At 72.7% G+C, this 19,963-nt stretch carries 15 protein-coding genes; 11 read left to right on the top strand and 4 right to left on the bottom strand.

What is annotated here, in order from left to right; all coding sequences use genetic code 11:
• Window positions 1-303: 303 nt before the first annotated feature.
• Both OIB37_RS33780 and OIB37_RS33775 read right to left on the bottom strand, forming a co-directional pair.
• Window positions 304-1,443: a GNAT family N-acetyltransferase gene (locus OIB37_RS33780; protein WP_330461402.1), complete on the bottom strand. Its 1,140-nt coding sequence runs from the start codon at window positions 1,441-1,443 to the stop codon at window positions 304-306.
• Window positions 1,444-1,964: 521 nt separating this feature from the next.
• Window positions 1,965-2,834, bottom strand: a complete 870-nt coding sequence (locus OIB37_RS33775; RefSeq protein ID WP_330461401.1) for a helix-turn-helix transcriptional regulator — start codon at window positions 2,832-2,834, stop codon at window positions 1,965-1,967.
• A 164-nt stretch (window positions 2,835-2,998) separates the two neighbouring features.
• On the opposite strand from OIB37_RS33775, the gene OIB37_RS33770 reads away from it, so the two are divergent.
• Complete coding sequence (locus tag OIB37_RS33770; RefSeq protein WP_330461400.1) at window positions 2,999-3,754, top strand: SDR family oxidoreductase; 756 nt, start codon at window positions 2,999-3,001, stop codon at window positions 3,752-3,754.
• 282 nt (window positions 3,755-4,036) lie between these two features.
• Window positions 4,037-5,251: a carbohydrate-binding protein gene (locus tag OIB37_RS33765; RefSeq protein WP_330461399.1), complete on the top strand. Its 1,215-nt coding sequence runs from the start codon at window positions 4,037-4,039 to the stop codon at window positions 5,249-5,251.
• A gap of 63 nt (window positions 5,252-5,314) precedes the next feature.
• Here OIB37_RS33765 and OIB37_RS33760 read toward each other — a convergent pair whose 3' ends face one another.
• On the bottom strand, window positions 5,315-6,436 hold the full coding sequence (locus tag OIB37_RS33760) for a CapA family protein (RefSeq protein ID WP_330461398.1): 1,122 nt from the start codon (window positions 6,434-6,436) through the stop codon (window positions 5,315-5,317).
• 360 nt (window positions 6,437-6,796) lie between these two features.
• Between OIB37_RS33760 and OIB37_RS33755 the strand changes: the two genes are divergently transcribed.
• Window positions 6,797-7,330, top strand: coding sequence for a hypothetical protein (locus OIB37_RS33755; protein ID WP_330461397.1), 534 nt, complete (start codon window positions 6,797-6,799; stop codon window positions 7,328-7,330).
• A gap of 163 nt (window positions 7,331-7,493) precedes the next feature.
• Window positions 7,494-8,474: an SMP-30/gluconolactonase/LRE family protein gene (locus OIB37_RS33750; protein WP_330461396.1), complete on the top strand. Its 981-nt coding sequence runs from the start codon at window positions 7,494-7,496 to the stop codon at window positions 8,472-8,474.
• Between the two features lie 295 nt (window positions 8,475-8,769).
• On the opposite strand, the gene OIB37_RS33745 is transcribed toward OIB37_RS33750, so the two are convergent.
• Window positions 8,770-12,144 (bottom strand): pyruvate carboxylase, encoded by a 3,375-nt coding sequence (locus OIB37_RS33745; RefSeq protein ID WP_330461395.1) that lies wholly within the window; start codon window positions 12,142-12,144, stop codon window positions 8,770-8,772.
• Window positions 12,145-13,122: 978 nt separating this feature from the next.
• Between OIB37_RS33745 and OIB37_RS33740 the strand changes: the two genes are divergently transcribed.
• From OIB37_RS33740 to OIB37_RS33710, 7 genes are all read left to right on the top strand, one after another.
• A complete protein-coding gene (locus tag OIB37_RS33740; protein ID WP_330461394.1) occupies window positions 13,123-14,853 on the top strand; it encodes an ATP-binding protein in 1,731 nt (576 codons plus the stop codon).
• Entirely contained in the window at window positions 14,850-15,257 is a 408-nt protein-coding gene (locus OIB37_RS33735) for a roadblock/LC7 domain-containing protein (RefSeq protein WP_330461393.1), read from the top strand. Before OIB37_RS33740 ends, OIB37_RS33735 begins: the two co-directional genes overlap by 4 nt.
• Window positions 15,254-15,601: a DUF742 domain-containing protein gene (locus OIB37_RS33730; RefSeq protein WP_330461392.1), complete on the top strand. Its 348-nt coding sequence runs from the start codon at window positions 15,254-15,256 to the stop codon at window positions 15,599-15,601. The genes OIB37_RS33735 and OIB37_RS33730 overlap by 4 nt, the downstream gene beginning before the upstream one ends.
• Window positions 15,582-16,208, top strand: coding sequence for a GTP-binding protein (locus OIB37_RS33725; protein WP_443058239.1), 627 nt, complete (start codon window positions 15,582-15,584; stop codon window positions 16,206-16,208). Before OIB37_RS33730 ends, OIB37_RS33725 begins: the two co-directional genes overlap by 20 nt.
• Window positions 16,208-17,413 (top strand): cytochrome P450, encoded by a 1,206-nt coding sequence (locus OIB37_RS33720; protein WP_330461391.1) that lies wholly within the window; start codon window positions 16,208-16,210, stop codon window positions 17,411-17,413. Before OIB37_RS33725 ends, OIB37_RS33720 begins: the two co-directional genes overlap by 1 nt.
• A gap of 100 nt (window positions 17,414-17,513) precedes the next feature.
• Window positions 17,514-18,740: a cytochrome P450 family protein gene (locus tag OIB37_RS33715; protein WP_330461390.1), complete on the top strand. Its 1,227-nt coding sequence runs from the start codon at window positions 17,514-17,516 to the stop codon at window positions 18,738-18,740.
• 190 nt (window positions 18,741-18,930) lie between these two features.
• Entirely contained in the window at window positions 18,931-19,920 is a 990-nt protein-coding gene (locus tag OIB37_RS33710; protein WP_330461389.1) for an aldo/keto reductase, read from the top strand.
• The last annotated feature ends 43 nt before the right edge of the window (window positions 19,921-19,963 follow it).

Genomic DNA, 19,963 nt, shown 5'->3' with positions numbered 1-19,963 from the left:
GTGGCGGGCATGACGAGTCCGGACCTCGTCCGGCAATCCTGGAACCGTGTGATGCGCCGACTCGGGCTGCCCGCTTACACGCCGCACGACCTTCGTCGCAAGTGGGCCACCGTCACGTTGAGCAACGGTGTCCCCATCCATGAAGTCTCTCGCTGGATGGGGCACCGACCGATCGGTTTCCATCACGGTAAACCGATCGGTTTCCAAGCTCAAGGCGCGACGCCGCCGCCAGGCCGCCGCAGGGCCCTCACCCCGCCCCGCTCACTCCGGTCGCCCGCCCCTCCCCTGAAGCCGCCGCCCGACTCACTCCGGTCGACCGCCCTCCTGAGAAGCCGTCGCCCCGCCCTCCCGGGAGGTCGCCGCCCCGCCCTGGGTGCGGAGCCGGCCCATCGTCCTGAGCAGTCGGTCGGCTGGCTCGCGCAGCTCGGGGTGGGCGAGGACCGTGTTGCGCAGACCGCGCACCGGCCGGCGCCACAGCCGCTGCGCGAGGGCCACGGGATGGGTGCGGGCGGCGAAGCCCTCACCGACGTACAGTTCGCGGGTCTTGAGCCAGTCCTTGTACTCCTTGTCGCCGCGGCCGAGGTCGACCAGGGTCACGCCGTGCCGGGCGGCCGCCTCGGCCGTCCGCAGGTGCATCATCAACCCGGGCGAGTAGTAGTGCAGTTCGGGGTCGTACGCGGTGAACCAGGCGGCCAGGACCGTGCTGGAACGGGGGCCGAAGTGGGCGGCGACGGGGCGGTCACCGGCGTAGAGCACGGACAGGACACCGGTGAAATGCTCCTCGCGGACGTGGAACAGGTGGTCCACGAGGTCGACGATCCAGGGCCGCGAGAAACGGTCCATACGGCCTGTACGGCGGTACTGGGCGGACTTCCACCGCATGAGGGTGTGCAGGACCCGCGGATCGCGCTCGTCGAACTCGAAGCGCACCTCGCCGATGTCCCGGCCGAGCCGGCGCTCCTTCTTCAGCGTCGTCTTGGCCAGCCCGGGGTAGGCGCCGCGCAGCCATTCCGCGTAGGTGCCGTCGCCGGGCTTCACGTCGATCACCGGCGAGGCGAAGGTGCCGGTGACATGCGGGGCGAACGGCCGCTGTTCCTGGACGAGGTGGTCGAACTCGAAGATGCTGAGCCCGCAGGCGCGCAGCAGTTCCTCCGCGTTCCAGGTGACGCCGGGCCGGTGCACCAGGGCCTGGCAGTCGGACAGTCCGAGTCCGACGGCCCGGCCGGTGCCGAACGGGCCGCGCTCGTAAGGGAAGAAGCCGACCGGTTCACCGCGCTCCCGCAGGATCGCGATGCGCGTCCCGCCGCGGTACCGGCCGACTCCCATGGTGAACTCGGGTGCGAGGAACGGGTTGGCGTATTCGGGCGACTCGTCCATCGCCCGGTGCCAGGCTCCGCGCAGCGCCGAGGTGAGGTCGCCGGGTCTGTGGATGGTTATCTCCACCTCAGTTCGACCGCCCTTCCGCCGGCTTCGCTAGTGGTGTGCCGGACGCGGCACGCGTTGGTGAGGTGGATGCTTCATGGCTCATGGATCGCATGGGCGACCGCTCCCCCCATGACGCGCCGGGCGCGTCCTGCCATTTCGTCGATGTCTGCGGATCCCCGCCGTGCCCCACTGCTCAAACGTCGCGAAACAGTACGCACACTGTCAAGGGTGCCGCAGACGGCGGACGGTCCGCCATGGGTCTGCGGACATCGGGTGGTTCAGGGGTTACGGAGACCGCGCCACCCCGGCGATGCCGGCACGCGCGTCCCCGGCTCCCCGAAACCCCGGGCGGCCCGGGGCCTCCACACCTCCGGACCTCCGGACCCCGGGACCTCCGAGTCCCTGAACCATCGAATCCCGCCCCTCAGCCCCTCAGCCCCTCAGCCCCTCAGCCCCTCAGCCCCTCAGCCCCTCAGCCCCTTGCGCAGAGTACGCCGCGAATCGGGCGCTCGGTGGCGAGTGCGGACGTTCCGGCCGGATCAGCCCTGCCCGCGCCCCAGGCGTTCCGCGCCGGCCGTCATGTCCTGTGTGCCGATCACGGACAGCAGCTCCAGCTGTGCCGCCCCCTCGGTGCCGGGTGGCGCGCTGAACCACAGCAGGCGCTGGCGGCCGTCCTCGCTGAACAGGTTGTGGCAGTCGAGCTCGATGACACCGAGGACGGGGTGGACGATGCGCTTGTGGTCGGTGCGGCGCAGGGCCACGTCCCGCTGCTCCCACAGCGCGGCGAACTCCTCGCTGCGGCGGCGCAGGGCGGCCACCATCCGCGTGACCTCCGGATCCCTGGCGCGCCGGGCGGCGACCGCCTGCAGGTCGGCGACGAAGATCCGGGAGTGGTGCGGGTGGTCCTCGACGGGGTGGACGGCGCGGGCGGCGGGCTCGGTGAACCAGCGGTGGACGAAGCTCGCCTCGGGGCCGCGGGTGGCCGGGGGTGGGCCGAGGAGCGCCCGGGCGAGCGGGTTCTGGACGAGGACCTGGTGCAGGTCGGTGATCACCTGGGCGGGGGTGGTGGTGAGCCGGTCCAGCAGGCCGACCAGGGCCGCCTGGGGGTGAGCCGCGGTGGCCTGGGGGGTGGGCACCGGGCGTTCGGCCAGGTGGTAGAGGTGGTCGCGCTCGTCACCGCTCAGCCGCAGCGCGCGGGCGAGGGCGGCGAGGACCTGTGCGGAGGGCTGGGCACCGCGGCCGCGTTCCAGCTCGGTGTAGTAGTCGGCGGAGAGCCCGGCCAGCTGGGCGACCTCCTCGCGCCGCAGCCCCGGGACCCGGCGGCGGGGCCCGGCGGTCAGGCCGGCGTCGGCCGGCCTGATCCGGTCGCGGCGGGACTTCAGGAAGGCGGGGAGTTCGGAGTGGTTCACGCCCTCCATGGTCACTCTCGCGGCCGCCCGTAGCCAAGGGTCGCCGACCCCAGGGTGCGCTCAGCCGTGGCACCCGCGCGGCCCCCGGCCCAGGCTTTGGGTCACGGCCCCGACCGGCGGGGCCGGCGTCACCGCCCTCGACACTTCCGCACTCAGGAGTTCTCATGCCCTCCCAGGAATCGCCCCTTCCCGCCCCCCGCGTCGCGATCGTCACCGGCGGCTCGCGCGGCATCGGCCGCGCGACGGTGACGCGGCTGGCCGCCGACGGGTTCGCCGTGGTGGTCGGGTACGCGGGCAGCCGCGACCTGGCCGAGGCGGCCGTCGAGGAGATCACCGCGGCCGGCGGCCGGGCGGTGGCCGTCCGCGCCGACGTGGCCGACGAGGAGCAGGTCGACAGGCTCTTCGAGACGGCCGCCACCGAGTTCGGCGGGGTGGACGTCGTGGTCCACACCGCCGGCCGGATGTACCTCGCGCCGATCGCCGAGCTGGACCTGGCGGAGCTGGACACGCTGCACCGCACGAACATCCGGGGCACCTTCGTGGTGGCCCGGCAGGCCGCCCGGACGCTGCGCCGGGGCGGCGCGTTCATCGCCTTCTCCACCTCCGTGGTGGGCCTGGCGTTTCCCTCGTACGGCGCCTACAGCGCGAGCAAGGGCGCGGTCGAGGCGCTGACCATGATCCTGGCCCGCGAGCTGCGCGGCCGGGACGTCACCGCGAACGCCGTGGCCCCCGGTCCCACGGCCACCGACATGTTCCTGGATGGCAAGGACGAGGAGACCGTCGCCCGGCTGGCCGCGCAGCCTCCGCTGGAGCGCCTCGGTACGCCCGCCGACATCGCCGAGGTGGTGGCCTTCCTCGCCTCTCCGGCCGGCCACTGGGTCAACGGCCAGGTCGTACGCGCCAACGGAGGGATCATCTGACGGGCCGCCCCTCTTCGGCGCGGCGGATCACCACCCTTCGCCTACACGACAACTCACTTACCAGATAGCAGTGTTGACATGTCGCGCACCCGTGACAGCGCACCACGCGCCGCATCCGCCGCTCGCGCGTGACCGCACCCACGCGAGTCAAGTCGAGTCGAGTAAAGAAACGTTATGGTCCAGTCCAACGGAACCCTTTGGACTAGACCAAGTCATTGACGTGACTGCGACACCTCCCGGAGGCTGGGTCAACTCCCCACCCCCACACCCCTGGAGGACGCAGTGAGACGTCTTCGCGCATGTCTGGGAGCGGCGGCCGCCGTCGGACTGACCGCCACGGGCACGGCCGCACTGGTCGCGGGCAACGCCTCGGGTGCCCCCGGCGCGCTGAGCAACCGGTGGTACGCCGCGGCCCCCTACCTGATGCCGCTCGACAACAACCCGCCGGACGCGGCCGCCATCATGGACGCCAGCGGCCTCAAGGCCTTCCAGCTGGCCTTCATTCTCGCCCCCAACGGGGGCGGGTGCTCGCCGACTTGGGGCGGAACGGCACCGGTGTCCTCCGACTCGGCCGTACAGTCGGTGATCAGCACGATCCGCGCCAAGGGCGGCGACGTGTCCGTCTCCATCGGCGGCTACGGCGGCACCAAGCTGGGCCAGGCCTGCTCCGACGCGGCCTCCACGGCGGCGGCGTACCAGCAGGTCGTCACCGAGTACGGCCTGCGCGCCATCGACTTCGACCTGGAGGAGCCGGAGTACGAGAACACGACGGCCGTCAGGAACGAGATCGGCGCCGCGAAGATCCTCCAGCAGAACAACCCGGGCCTGTACGTGTCCGTCACCACCGCGGGCACGGCGGACGGCACCGGCTGGTTCGGCAAGCAGATGCTGCTGGAGGCCAAGTCGCAAGGGTTCACCCCGAACAACTTCTCCATCATGCCCTTCGACGGCGGGTTCAGCGGCGCCGCGAGCCAGACCGCCGCCCTGACCAACTTCAACGCGATCCTCCAGTCCACGTTCGGCTGGGACCAGGCCACCGCCTACGCCCACGAGGGCTTCTCGGGCATGAACGGCCGCAGCGACAGCGGCGAGTACTTCTCGCAGGCCGACTTCCAGACCGTGCTGGACTACGCGACCGGCCACAACATGGACCGGTTCACGTTCTGGGCCCTGAACCGCGACCGCCAGTGCACCCCGGCCGACAACGGCGGGCGCACCTCCGGGACCTGCTCCAGCGTGGCCCAGAACGCGTGGGACTTCGCCAAGTACTCGGTGAAGTTCGCCGGCGCCACCCCGCCCAGCTCCACGCCCACGCCGACCCCGACGCCGACTCCGCCGGGCACCGGCTGCAAGGCGCCCTGGAGCCCGACCGCGGTGTACACGGGCGGCGACGAGGCGTCGTACAACCACCACAACTGGAAGGCCAAGTGGTGGACCCAGAACGAGGTGCCCACCGGCGCGGAGTGGGGGCCGTGGCAGGACGAGGGGACCTGCTGAGACCGGATCGGACCTGCTGAGACCGGATCGGACCGACGCGGACCGGGCGGTGCCGGTGCCCGGCTACGGGCGCCGGATCGTCCCGTCGTCCGAGATCCGGGCGGCGTTCGGGCCGAAGTCCTCTTCCGACATCTCGGAGACAAGGTCGATGCCGTCGCCGCCGGGTTCCGGTGTGCCCGGCGCCACGATCCGGGTCGGGCGCAGACGCCCGGACACATAGGTGCCGTCGGCACGGAGGGTGGCCTGGAGCACGCCGCTGGTGGAGAGCACGCCGCCGAGGCCGAGCACCTTGTAGCCGGAGAAGTTGCCCAGGCTGTAGGCGATCAGCCGGCCCTTGTAGAACTCCATCCCCCGCATGACGTGCGGGCCGCTGCCCACGACCAGGTCGGCGCCGGCGTCGATCACCGCACGGCTGAAGCGATAGCTGTCGCCGCGGTCCTCGCCGAGGAAGTACTCGGTGCCGGGCTCCACATGGGTGCGGTCCGAGCCCTCCGCGCCGGCATGCATGGTGACGACGACGATGTCCGCCATCGTCGCGGCGCGAGCGGTGAGCCGCTTCGCGGCGGGGATGTCGGTGAGATCGCTGGACCCTCGGTCGGGAGCGAACCCGACCACGGCGACCCGGACGCCCTTGACCCGCTGGACGGTGATCTGGCCCTGGCGGCCGGTGTACGGCAGGTGCGCCGAGCGCAGCGCGGCGAACGTCTCGCTGCGCCCCTCGGCTCCGAAGTCGTCGATGTGGTTGTTGGCCACGTTCATCATCGTGAACCCGGCCTTCCTGAGCCACTGGCCGTAGTGCGGGGGGACGCGGAACGCGAAGCAGTTCGGACTGTCGTAGTCGCACTTGCTGGAGCCGCCGGTGGTGAGCGTTCCCTCCAGGTTCCCGAGCACCACGTCGCCGGTCAGCAGGTCCTCGACGGGGTCGAAGAACCCGGCGCCGTCGTCCGGCGGCAGAGCGTCCGGAAGCGAGCCCATCACGACGTCGCCCACGGCCGCGATCCGCACGGTGGCGACAGGGCGCGGCGGCCCCGGCGCCGCGGGTGTCGTGGCCCTGATCGACCGCACCGGGGTCGGTGCGGCGGAACCGGCGGACGCCGCGTCCCCCGGCCCGCCGCGCAGCACGGACGCCGCGACGGCCACCACGCCGATCCCGGCCACGCCCCACGCGAACGAGCGGGACCGCACGGAACTCCACCGCCCCTGCCGCCGGACACGTCGCCCACCTGACCTGATCACCGGCTCATGGTACGAAACGGACATCCGTCCCTCGTGGAAGCCGATCACTGGCGTGTTCGCCGACCGAGCGCCCCCGCCGCACCGTGGTACGGCCGCCCGCGGCATGCGCGGACCGGCCGAAACGCCCCACCCAGCGGGGCCCGCCCACCAGGTCCACCGGGGAGGCCTCAAGGGGCCCCGGAGAAGCCCTCCGGAAAGCCGCCCGCGGTCCTCGACACGCGGCACGACCTGCGCGACTGGTGCATCCGGGCGGACGGTCGTAGCGTCGGGGGAACGCGGTCGGACACAGCACGACGGGTGGGAGCGGCCATGCGCGCATCAGTGACGGCGACAGCGGTGACCCTGGCGGCGGGGGCCCTGCTCACAGCGGCGATGACCACGGCTTCGGCCGGCCCGCCGAACCCCTCCCCCGCACCGTCCCCTTCTCACTCGACCGCCACCACCGCCACGGGTTCCCCGGCGTCCCCGGCCACCGCACCCTCTGCGGCCGACCGGCTCCGTGGCCCGCATCCCGTGCTCGTCGACTGCTTCTGGCAGCGCGACATCGAGCCGGCCGACTTCCTCCTGGCCTGCGGTGACGGCAACAGCAGGCTCACCGGGCTGCGCTGGACGCAGTGGGGCCGGCACTCGGCGGTCGCCGAGGGCGTGAACGTGGTCAACGACTGCGACCCGTACTGTGCGGCCGGCCGCTTCCACGGATACCGGGTGACCGTGCGGCTGGACCGCCCGGAGCCGTGGCAGAAGGAACCCGGCGTCAAGCACTTCACGCGGATGAGTCTGACCTACACCGACGCCCGCCCGGAGGGCTTCCGGCAGGTCATGACCGTCCCGCTCTGGGACTGACCGCTCGCGCGGGACATCACCCGGCCGCGCCCCGGACGGCGCCGTGTCGTGGGCCGCGCGGGCGACCCCTCGGCCACGGCTGCCGACACCGGTGACCGGCGGAGCGTCATGTTGGTGTGGCCCCGCACGCCGGCGCCTCGCGCGCCGTCCGAAGAGAGGTCACATGCCCCGAATCCCGCGCCTGGCGAGCACCGCCACGGCCGCCCTCGCTCTCGGCCTGCTCGCGGCGGCGCCCGCCGCCGGTCACGAGCCGACCGTCACCGACGCGCACATCGTCACCCGCTTCGGCCTGGCCGCCGGGCGGATGCCCGAGAACATCGCCCTCGAACGTGACGGCTCCGCCGACCTCACGCTCGCCTACGCCCGTCAGGTCGTCCACGTCGCCCCGGACGGAGCCACCCGCACCCTCGCGACCCTGCCGGCCGTGGCGAACCCGGACACGCCCCTGATGCACGGTGCCGTCGTCACCGGCATCGTCCGCGCGCACGACGGCACGCTGTACGTCAACTACGCCACCGGCACCCGGAAGACCGGTATCTGGCGCGTCCCCGGCGCCGGCGGCACGCCGGTGCAGATCGCCGAACTCCCGCAGGACGGGCTCCCCAACGGCCTCGCCCTGGACGAGCGCCGGGGCATGCTGTACGTCGCCGACTCGGTACGGGGCACGGTCTGGCGGGTGCCGCGGTCCGGCGGCAGGGCCACCGCGTGGGCCGGCGGGGCGGCCCTCGGCCCGCTGCCCGCACCGCCCGCGAACGGCTACGGCGCCAACGGGATCAAGGTGCACCGCGACGCCGTGTGGGTGTCCAACAGCGACCGCGGGACCCTGCTGTCCGTCCCCATCCACGCGGACGGCTCGGCCGGCCCGGTGCAGCAGCGGGCCGGCGGCCTCGAAGGCATCGACGACTTCACCTTCCCGGGCCACGGCAACACCGTGCTGGCCGCGCTGAACGGCACCAGCAAGGTCGTGCTGGTGCGCCGCGACGGCACGCACACGGTCGTGCTGACCCAGCAGGACGGCCTGTCCAACCCGACCTCGGTGGCCGTGCGCGGCCGGAGCGTCTACGTACCGAGCGCCGCGTACGTCACCCGGCAGGACCCGAACCTGCTCCTCGCCAGCCTGCGTTACCCGGCCGGCCGCCTGTAGGACCCGGAGCCGGCCGGTCGCGGGTCCGGGGCCGACCGGTCGCGGGTCCGGGGCGGTGGCCCGCGGCCGCGGCGAGCGCCCGGCTCCGAACGGCGATTCGGGCCGGAGGAACGCGTGCGACCCAGGGGAGCCGTGCGGCCCAGGGGACATGTCCGGCCCGGGGGACGCATTCGCCCCAGGGGGACACGTCCGGCCCGGAGGGACACGTCCGGCCTGGGAGCCGCCAGTGCCGTGCGGCCTCCGCGCCGGCGCTCCCCCGCGGGTCACCGCCTCGGCGGGCCGGGGCGCGGGCCGCTCATTCGATCTCGACCAGCAGGTCGCCGCCCTCCACCTGCTGGATGCGGTTGATGGCCCGCCGGGAGACCCGGCCCGCCTTCGAGGCGGTGATCGTGGCCTCCATCTTCATCGCCTCGATGGTGGCCACGGTCGCGCCCGCCTCGACCTCGTCGCCCTCGGCCACCGCGAGCGTCACCACACCGGCGAACGGCGCCGCCACATGGCCCGGGTTGGCGCGGTCGGCCTTCTCGGTCACCGGCACGTCGGAGGCCGCGGCACGGTCGCGGACCTGGATGGGCCGCAACTGGCCGTTGAGAGACGACATCACGGTGCGCATGCCTCGCTCGTCGGCCTCGCCGACCGCCTGGAGCTCGATCAGCAGCCGGACACCGGGGTCCAGGTCGACGGCGTACTCCTTGGCGGGGCGCAGGCCGTAGAAGAAGGCCTTGCTGTCCAGGACGCTCGTGTCGCCGAACGACTGGCGGTGCGTGTCGAACTCCCGTGTCGGGCCCGGGAACAGCAGCCGGTTGAGGGTGGCGCGGCGGTCCTTCGCCAGCCCCTCGCGGTCGTCGGCGGACAGTTCGGGGGCCGGCTTCGGCTCGCCGCGGCCCTGGAGGGCCTTGGTGCGGAACGGCTCCGGCCAGCCGCCGGGCGGAGTGCCCAGCTCGCCGCGCAGGAAGCCGATGACCGAGTCGGGGATGTCGAAACGGTCTGGGGTCGCCTCGAAGTCCGCCGGGGAGACACCGGCGCCGACCAGGTGCAGGGCGAGGTCGCCGACGACCTTGGAGGACGGGGTGACCTTGACCAGGTGCCCGAGGATACGGTCGGCGGCGGCGTACATCGCCTCGATGTCCTCGAAACGGTCGCCGAGGCCGAGCGCGACGGCCTGGGTGCGCAGGTTGGACAGCTGGCCGCCGGGGATCTCGTGGTGGTAGACGCGGCCGGTCGGGGAGGCGAGACCCGCCTCGAAGGGGGCGTAGATCTTCCGCACGCTCTCCCAGTACGGCTCCAGGTCGCCGACCGCCTGGAGGTCGAGTCCGGTGGGCCGCTCGGAGTGGTCGGTGGCGGCGACGAGCGCCGACAGCGACGGCTGCGAGGTCGTCCCCGCCATGGAGGCCACCGCGCCGTCCACCGCGTCCACGCCGGCCTGGATCGCGGCGAGGTAGGTGGCGAGCTGGCCGCCCGCGGTGTCGTGGGTGTGCAGGTGCACGGGCAGGTCGAACTCGCGGCGCAGCGCGGAGACGAGCTTGGCGGCGGCCGGGGCGCGCAGCAGCCCGGCCATGTCCTTGACCGCAAGGACGTGGGCGCCGGCCTCGACGATCTGCTCGGCGAGGCGGAGGTAGTAGTCGAGGGTGTACAGCCGCTCGGCGGGGTCGCTCAGGTCGGCGGTGTAGCAGAGGGCGACCTCGGCGATCGCGGTTCCGGTCTCGCGTACGGCCTCGATGGCGGGCCGCATCTGGCCGACGTCGTTGAGCGCGTCGAAGATGCGGAAGATGTCGATGCCGGTGGCGGCGGCCTCCTGCACGAAGGCGTCGGTCACCTCGGTCGGGTACGGGGTGTAGCCGACGGTGTTGCGGCCGCGCAGCAGCATCTGGAGGCAGATGTTGGGTACGGCCTCACGCAGGGCGGACAGCCGCTCCCAGGGGTCCTCGGCGAGGAAGCGCAGCGCCACGTCGTACGTCGCGCCGCCCCAGCACTCCAGGGACAGCAGCTCGGGGAGGGTGCGGGCGACGACGGGCGCGACGGCGAGGAGGTCCTTGGTGCGCACCCGGGTGGCCAGCAGCGACTGGTGGGCGTCGCGGAAGGTGGTGTCGGTGACGCCGAGCACCGGGGACTCGCGCAGGTGGCGGGCGAAGCCCTCGGGGCCGAGGTCGACGAGCCGTTGCCGGGAGCCGGCCGGTGGCTCGCCGGCCGGCAGCGGGGGCAGCTTGGTGACGGGATCGAGGAGTTCCGGCCGTTCGCCGTGCGGCTTGTTGACGGTGACGTCGGCGAGGTAGGTGAGCAGCTTGGTTCCGCGGTCGGCGGAGTGGCGGGAGGTGAGCAGGTGTGGGCGCTGCTCGATGAAGGACGTGGTGACGCGTCCGGCCCGGAAGTCGGGGTCGTCCAGGACGGCTTGCAGGAAGGGGATGTTGGTGGCCACGCCCCGGATGCGGAACTCGGCGACGGCGCGCCGGGCCCGGCCGATGGCGGAAGCGAAGTCCCTTCCCCGGCAGGTGAGTTTGACCAGCATCGAGTCGAAGTGCGCGCTGATCTCCGTACCCGCGTGGGTGGTTCCGCCGTCGAGCCGGATGCCGGAGCCGCCCGGTGAGCGGTAGGCGCTGATCCGGCCGGTGTCCGGGCGGAAGCCGTTGGCCGGGTCCTCGGTGGTGATGCGGCACTGGAGGGCGGCGCCGCGCAGGGTGACCGTGTCCTGGGACAGGCCGAGGTCGGCGAGGGTCTCGCCGGAGGCGATGCGCAGCTGGGCCTGGACCAGGTCGACGTCGGTGACCTCCTCGGTGACCGTGTGCTCGACCTGGATGCGCGGGTTCATCTCGATGAAGACGTGGTTGCCGTCGCGGTCGAGGAGGAATTCCACGGTGCCCGCGTTGCGGTAACCGATCTCGCGGGCGAAGCGGACGGCGTCGGCGCAGATCCGGTCCCGCAGCTCCGGGTCGAGGTTGGGCGCGGGCGCCATCTCGATGACCTTCTGGTGGCGGCGCTGGAGCGAGCAGTCGCGCTCGAAGAGGTGGATGACCTCGCCCTCGCCGTCGGCGAGGATCTGCACCTCGATGTGGCGGGGGTCCACGACGGCCTTCTCCAGGAAGACGGTCGAGTCGCCGAACGCGGACGCGGCCTCGCGGGAGGCCGCCTCGATGGACTCCCGCAGCTGGGCGGGGTCTTCCACGCGGCGCATGCCGCGGCCGCCGCCGCCCGCGACCGCCTTGACGAAGACGGGGAAGCCGATCTCCTCGGCGGCGCGGACCAGTTCGTCCACGTCGTCGGAGGGCGCGGAGGAGCCGAGGACGGGAACGCCCGCCGCCCGAGCGGCCGCGACCGCGCGGGCCTTGTTGCCGGTCAGCTCCAGCGTGTCCGCGCTCGGCCCGACGAAGGTGATGCCCGCCTCCTCGCAGGCGCGGGCGAGTTCGGGGTTCTCCGACAGGAAGCCGTAGCCCGGGTAGACGGCGTCGGCGCCGGCCCGTCGCGCGGCGCCCACGATCTCCCCGACGGAGAGGTAGGCCCGGACCGGATGGCCCGGTTCCCCGATCTCGTACGCCTCGTCGGCCTTCAGCCGGTGCAGCGAGTTGCGGTCCTCGTGCGGGAACACGGCGACCGTGCGCGCCCCGAGTTCGTAGCCCGCCCGGAACGCGCGGATCGCGATCTCCCCGCGGTTGGCGACCAGTACCTTACGGAACATCCTGGATCCCCTTCAGCCTGCCGGCGACGGACACCATGGTGTCAGCCACGCCTTGCCGTACCTCGCGGAAACACTAGGGGGTGCCGGTCCCCGTCGAAGTGCGAAAACCGTCACATTGACGTGTCCCGGCGGGGGCGTCCGGGTGATCCTGCGGCACCCCCGCGCGGCACGGGGGTGCCGGCGGTCCGCGCCCGCGCGGGTACGGCCTTCCGGTCCGGGGCGGGCGTCGTACGACGGCCGGCCGCGTGTACCCGTACCCGCCGCCCGCGGCCGTGCGGGAGCCCGCGTACGACCGCCGCGCCCACGGCGACGAGGTACTCGCGGCCGGCCGGATCGGGGGAGGGGGGCGACTCCCTCGACGTCGGTCCGCCGGTCGGCGTGCACACCGAGGGCGCGCGCCGGATGACGGCCAGACAGGTGAACAGGCCGACGACGGCCGCGGAGCACGGGCCGTGCCGAGGACCCGGCCGGCTCGGGCGGCAGCCCGACGCCCCGCCGGCCCGCGTGTCACCGCCCCCTTGACCCGCTTCCGGTGTCGCCGGTGCGCGGGGTGTCGGTCCCGTCTTCGACCCGTTTCGGCCGCCATCGCGTGGATGGGTGGTTTCCGTGCGGGCCGTCCCTGTCTCCCGGGCGGTCGGCGCCGGGTCCGGCGGTCACGGTGCGGTGGGCCGGGGGACGGTCGTCAAGATCCCCCGGACCTGCGTCGCAGTAGCCGCGAACGGGCGCGGGGAGCACGGCCGGCGCTCCTGACGCGCCGTCAATTCGCGGCCTATGCCGGTACGGCACCCTGATGTCCGGTTCATGGTCAACATGCATGTTTGGGCGCCCACTTGATGGACGATGTCCGAGGTCTTTCTGTTTTGATCAACAACTCTCGTATAGTGACCGCCGGTTCACTTTGGAGAGTCACTCCCTCTCCTCCCGCTCGCCCGCTTCGACCCACCCCGCCCCATCTGCCGCGAGGACCAGACCGGACCGATGACCGCGCCCACGCATCCCGGCGACCGACCTTCCCGTCGCGCGCTCGCCGCCGCCCTCGCGGTGACCACCGCCCTGTCGGCACTCACGCTGACCGCGGTCGCGACCGCCGCCCCGGACTCGGTGCGCACCCCGCTGCTCTGGGGCGGGGGCCTCACGGCGGCCGTGTTCTGCGCCGCCGTGGCCACGGCCGTGCAGGCCATGGCCACCGCGCGCGGCACCCGGCGCCGGCTGGAGAGCGTGACCGGGGACGTCGGCCGGCTCCTGCTGGAGCAGACCCGCGCGGCCGAGGAGGCGCGCCGGGAGCAGCAGCGGCTCATCGACGAACTGGCGGAGCAGCGGACGGAGTTCACGACCGACCTGGCACACGCCGAGGAGACCGGGACACGGGAGCGGGAGGAGCTCCGCGGCGAGATCACCCGCCTGGCGGAGGAACTGGAACGAGCCCGGCGCGACCGTGCCGCGGCCGTGTCCGCCACCTCCAACGCGGCCGGCCGGATGCAGGCCCTGGCCACGGCCACCCTGGCGGACCTGCGCGCGATGGAGGACCGGCACACCGACGAGGACGTGCTCACCGACCTCCTGCAGCTCGACCACCGCACCGCGCAGGCCGGCCGGCTCGCGGACTCCATCGCCGTGCTGACCGGGGCGCGTTCGGGACGGCGGTGGGCGCGGCCCATCTCGATGGAGTCCATCCTGCGCGGTGCGATGGGCCGGATCAGCGGCTACCAGCGGGTGCGCGTGCACTCCGCCAGCGAGGTCGCCGTCGCCGGACACGCCGCCGAGGGCGTGATGCACGCGCTCGCCGAACTCCTCGACAACGCGGCGAACTTCTCCCCGCCGACCGCCGAGGTCCACGTGTACGTGGAGGAGGTGCCGGCCGGTGTCATCGTGTCCGTGGAGGACAGCGGCCTGGTGATGGGGGACGTACAGCTGCGCCGCGCCGAGCGCGCGGTCGCCGGCGACACCTCCGAGCTGGGCGGTCTGACCGGCACGCGGCTGGGGCTCACCGTGGTGGGCCGGCTGGCCCGCAAGTACGGCCTGAAGGTGTCCTTCCGCCCGTCGGCACGCGGCGGCACCGGCGTGCTGATGCTGATACCGCAGGAGCTCCTCACCGACCCCGCCGCACCCGGCGCGGCCCCCGCTGCCACGCGCTCCGGCAGCTCCGCGGCCGTACGCCCGGCCGCCGGGCGCCCCGCCGGACCCCCGACGGTCACCGCCGCGGCCACGGGCCAGGAGTCCCCGGAGCCGCAGGGCTCCGAAGGCCCGGCGAACCTGCCCAAACGGCGCCGGGGCCGCACCCTCGCCGAAGCCGAGCGGTCCCGCTCGGCGCCCCAGAGCGACCCCTCGTCCCCCGCCTCCGCCGGCGCCGAGGCAAAGACGCGCGCCGCCCGCTTCAACAGCTTCCGGCAGGCCGTCCGCCCCTCCGCACCGGACGACCCCGCGGCGCGGGAGCCCTCCGCCGGCTCCACGCCGGACGACGGTACGGACGGCTCGCCGCAGGGCACACGGGACACCTCCCCGCAGACCGCCGAGACGGGGCACGCACGGGACGGCTCCTCCACCGCCCGTCCCGCCGACGGCGCGCGGAACGCCTCGGCCCACGACCCCGGTACCCGCTCGCCGCAGGGCTCCGCGCCCGACGCGGCCGAGCACGACACCCCCACCCCCTCCCCCGCTGCTTCTCCCATGCACACGCACACGCTCCCGGAAGGCGACACCACTTCATGACCGGCCCGACCACCGCCGACGAGACGCTCACCTGGCTCCTGGAGGGCCTGCTGGAGAGGACCCCGGGCGCACGGCACGCACTCGTACTGTCCCGGGACGGGCTGAAGCTGTGCCGGTCGCCGGAGCTGTCGGTCGACCAGGCCGACCAGCTCGCCGCGATCGCCGCCGGCATCCAGTCGCTGTCGCACGGGGCGTCCGTGGAGTTCGGCGACGGCAACCCAGGCGTGCGCTCGGCGATGACCGAGTTCTACGGGGGCGTGCTGTTCATCGTGGAGGCGGGTGCGGGTGCGCACCTGGCCCTCATCACCAGCGAGGACGCCGACCCGGGCGTCGTGGGACACCACATGAGCGAACTGGTGGAGCAACTCGGCGAACACCTGACCGCGCCGCCGCGTTCGTCATGAGCCGTCCCGGCAGGGACGACGCTCCCGACCGTCTGTACACCATCACCCAGGGACGCACCGGCACCGGCCCCGACAGCCCCTTCGACCTGGTCACGCTGGTCGTCACCGAGTCGGAGCCGGTGCCCGGCATGCAGTCGGAGCACGTGGCGATCCTGCGGCTCGCCGAGTTCCCCACCTCGGTGGTCGAGATCGCCGCCGAACTGCGCCTGCCCGTGAGCATCACCAAGGTGCTGCTCGGCGACCTGCTGGCGGCGGGCCGCGTCAGCGCACGGCATCCGCGCCGGCCCGCCATCACCGACCCCGACATCCTGGAGCAGGTGCTCGTTGGACTCCGAAATCTCTGACGCGCGCACCCCGTTGGGTGCCTCCGCCGACAACGGTCTGAAGATCGTCGTCGTGGGCGGTTTCGGCGTCGGCAAGACCACCCTGGTCCGCTCCGTCAGCGAGATCCGTCCCCTCAACACCGAGGAGACGATGACCCAGGCGGGCGAGTCGGTGGACGACATCGGCCAGGTGAGCAGTAAGACCGCCACCACCGTCGCCTTCGACTTCGGCCGGATCACGCTGGACGCGCACAACGTGCTGTACCTGTTCGGCGCGCCGGGCCAGGAGCGTTTCTGGTTCCTGTGGGACCGGCTGTTCTCGGGCACGCTCGGCGCGGTCGTGCTGGTCGACACCCGCCGGATCGACGACTCCTGGTACGCGATCGACCGGCTCGAACGCCACGGCACGCCGTTCATCGTGGCCTGCAACGACTTCGGCGGCCCGGCACGCGCCGGCGCCGACGTCCGCGCGGCCCTTGACCTGGATCCGCATGTACCGCTCGTCGACTGCGACGCCCGCTCCCGCGAGTCCGCCAAGCAGGTGCTGATCACGCTCGTGCAGCACGTGAAGCACCGGTACGCCGACCCGTCCGCGAACGCGGGCCTGGTCAGACAGGAGTTGGTGTGATGTCCGAGGCCGTCCCCCTCGGCGGGCCCCGCTTCCAGAGCGAACCCTCCTGTCTGTACCGGGAGATGCGGCGCGACCACGGCTCCGTGGTCCCGGTGCTGCTCGACGGTGACCTGCCCGCGTGGCTGGTGCTGGGCTACCGCGAGCTGCACCAGGTGACCGGCGATCCGGTGCTGTTCAGCCGTGACTCCGAGCTGTGGAACCAGTGGGAGAACGTCCCGGACGACTGGCCGCTGCTGCCGATGATCGGCCACCGGCAGCCGTCGATCCTCTACACGGTCGGCGAACGGCACCGGCAGCGCGCGGCGATGATCAGCAACGCGCTGGAGGCGGTGGACGCCTTCGAACTGCGCCACCACGCCGAGCGGTTCGCGGACGAGCTGATCGACGCGGTCTGCGCCTCGGGCGAGACCGACCTGGTCGCCCACTACGCGATGCTGCTGCCGGTACGGGTCCTCGCCCGGCTGTACGGCTTCCCGGACGAGGACGGGCCGGGTCTGGTCACGGCCCTCAACGACATGATCGACGGCCGTGAGCGGGCCCTCGCGGGACAGGCTCATCTGGCGGGCGCCATGGGGCAGTTGCTGGCCGACCGCAAGAAGGAGCCCGCGAACGACGTGGTCTCCCGGATGCTCGCGGACGACGGCGGGTTCACCGACGAGGAGATCGTCCAGGACCTGATGGTGATGCTGGCGGCCGGCCACCAGCCGACCGCCGACTGGATCGGCAACTCGATCCGGCTGATGCTCACCGACGAACGCTTCGCCGCCTCCCTGTTCGGCGGCCGCAACAGCGTGGCCGAGGCGATGAACGAGGTGCTGTGGGAGGACACGCCCACCCAGAACGTGGCCGGCCGCTGGGCCTCCCGTGACACCCACCTCGGCGGTCGCCGCGTACGGGCCGGCGACCTGCTGCTGCTCGGCCTGCAGGGCGCCAACTCCGATCCGCAGGTACGCACCGACGCCTCCACGCTGACCGGCGGCAACAACGCGCACTTCTCCTTCGGGCACGGCGAGCACCGCTGCCCGTTCCCCGCGCAGGAGGTCGCCGAGGTGATCGCGCGCACCGGTATCGAGGTCGTCCTCGACCGGCTGCCGGACATCGACCTGGCGGTGCCCGCCGAGTCCCTCGCCCGCCGGCCCTCGCCCTGGCTGCGCGGGCTGACCGAACTGCCCGTGCGGTTCACACCCGTACCCGCCCTCTGATTCCTCGTCACCCCGGCCGGGCCGCTGTCCGGCCGGGGGTCCGGGGATCGCCCCGGACGGACGCAGTACCCCCGACTCTTGCCCTGGGAGGCACGTCACGATGACGACCGGTACCGAGACTTCCCGGATCGCCCTCGACCCCTTCGTCACCGACCTGGACGGTGAGAGCGCGGCGCTGCGCGCGGCCGGACCGCTCGCCGCCGTGGAGCTGCCCGGCGGCGTCCCGGTGTGGGCGGTCACCCACCACGCCGAGGCCAAGGCGCTGCTCACCGACCCGCGCCTGGTGAAGGACATCAACGTCTGGGGCGCCTGGCGGCGCGGCGAGATCCCGGCGGACTGGCCGCTGATCGGCCTGGCCAACCCGGGCCGCTCCATGCTCACCGTCGACGGCGCCGACCACCGCCGGATGCGCACCCTGGTCGCGCAGGCGCTCACCCCGCGCCGGGTGGAGCTGATGCGCGAGCGCATCGAGAAGCTGACCCAGGACCTGCTGGACACGCTGCCCGCCGGCGAGGAGGTCGTGGACCTGAAGGCGGCCTTCGCCTATCCGCTGCCCATGTACGTCGTCGCCGACCTGATGGGCATCGACCAGGCGCACCTGCCCCGTCTCAAGGTGCTGTTCGAGAAGTTCTTCTCCACGCAGACGCCGCCCGCCGAGGTCATCGCGACCCTCACCGAGCTGGCGCAGATCATGGCGGAGACGGTGGCGGCGAAGCGGGCCGAGCCGGGCGACGACCTGACCAGCGCGCTGATCCTCGCCTCGCAGGACGGTGACCACCTCACCGACGAGGAGATCGTCTCCACCCTGCAGCTGATGGTCGCCGCCGGTCACGAGACGACGATCTCGCTGATCGCGAACGCCGTCGTGAACCTGTCCACCCACCCCGACCAGCGCGCTCTGGTGCTGTCCGGGCAGGCGGACTGGTCGGCGGTGATCGAGGAGACGCTGCGCTACGCCACCCCGACCTCGCACGTCCTGATCCGCTTCGCGACCGAGGACGTGCCGGTCGGGGACCGGGTGATCCCGGCCGGTGACGCGCTGATCGTGTCGTACGGCGCGATAGGCCGCGACGAGCAGGCGCACGGCCCGAGCGCCGGGGACTTCGACATCGCGCGGGAGACGAAGAACCGGCACATCTCCTTCGGGCACGGTCCGCACGTCTGCCCGGGAGCCGCGCTGTCCCGCCTGGAGGCGGGCGTGGCGCTGCCCGCGCTGTACGCCCGCTTCCCCGGCCTGGACCTGGCGGTGCCGGCGGCCGAGCTGCGCAACAAGCCGGTCGTGACCCAGAACGACCTGTTCGAGCTGCCGGTGCGCCTGAACGGCTGAGTTTGACCTGGAGCGCGCTCCAAGCCGTAGCGTCGCGACCGTGCCGACGACCACGCGCCGCACGCCGCCCGGCCTCCCCCACGGGATGCCGGGCGGCGGAATCCGTCGCTAGATGGATGAGGGCTTTCCGTGTCGTACGGCACTGGTACGGAACCACTCACAGAATGTTCGCGAAAGGCTGGGACACCACATGCGACAGCGCAGTCTGCGGGATCTCCAGGTATCGGCCATCGGCCTCGGCTGCATGGGGATGTCCGCCTTCTACGGGACGGCCGACCAGGACGAGGGCATCGCGACGATACGGCGGGCCGGGGAGCTGGGGATCGACTTCCTCGACACCGCGCAGGTCTACGGGCCGCTCACCAACGAGTCCCTGGTCGGCGAGGCGATCCGGGGGCACCGCGAGGAGTACGTGCTCGCCACGAAGTTCAACTACCGGATGGACGACGCGGTGGCGGGCGACATGTCCACGGTGGGCCGGCAGGACGGCTCGGCCGAGCATGTCCGCGCTTCCGTGGACGGCTCGCTCCAGCGCCTCGGCACCGACCACATCGACCTCTACTACCAGCACCGGGTCGACCCGAACGTGCCCATCGAGGAGACGGTCGGCGCGCTGGCCGAGCTGGTCGCCGAGGGCAAGGTGCGGCACATCGGGCTGAGCGAGGCGAGCGCGGAGACCATCCGGCGCGCCGACGCCGTTCACCCGGTCACGGCTGTGCAGAGCGAGTACTCGCTCTGGTCGCGGGACGTGGAGTCCGAGGTGCTGCCAGCCTGCCGGGAGCTGGGCATCGGCTTCGTGGCGTACTCGCCGCTCGGCCGCGGCTTCCTCGCCGGCCGCTTCTCCTCCCCCGACGAGCTGGACGAGAACGACTGGCGCCGCAGCAGTCCCCGCTTCACCGAGGCCAACATCGAGGCGAACCTCCGGCTGGCGGCGAAGGTGAAGGAGATCGCGGCGGAGAAGGGTGTGACACCGGCCCAGCTGGCCCTCGCCTGGGTCCTGGCGCAGGGCGAGTACATCGTCCCGATCCCCGGTACCAAGCGCCGCGGCTACCTGGAGCAGAACGCGGCCGCCGTCGACATCGTCCTCACCGAGGAGGACCTCGCCCGCATCGACGCCGAGCTGCCCGAGGTCTCGGGCGAGCGGTACGACGAGGCGGGTATGCGGACGCTGAACGGCTAGGGGATGCGCTCACCGGGATCCACTGGCGGTCACCGGGATCCAG

The sequence above is a fragment of the Streptomyces sp. NBC_00820 genome, assembly GCF_036347055.1.
Taxonomy (GTDB): domain Bacteria; phylum Actinomycetota; class Actinomycetes; order Streptomycetales; family Streptomycetaceae; genus Streptomyces.
This window is presented reverse-complemented; position numbering and strand designations above follow the sequence as displayed.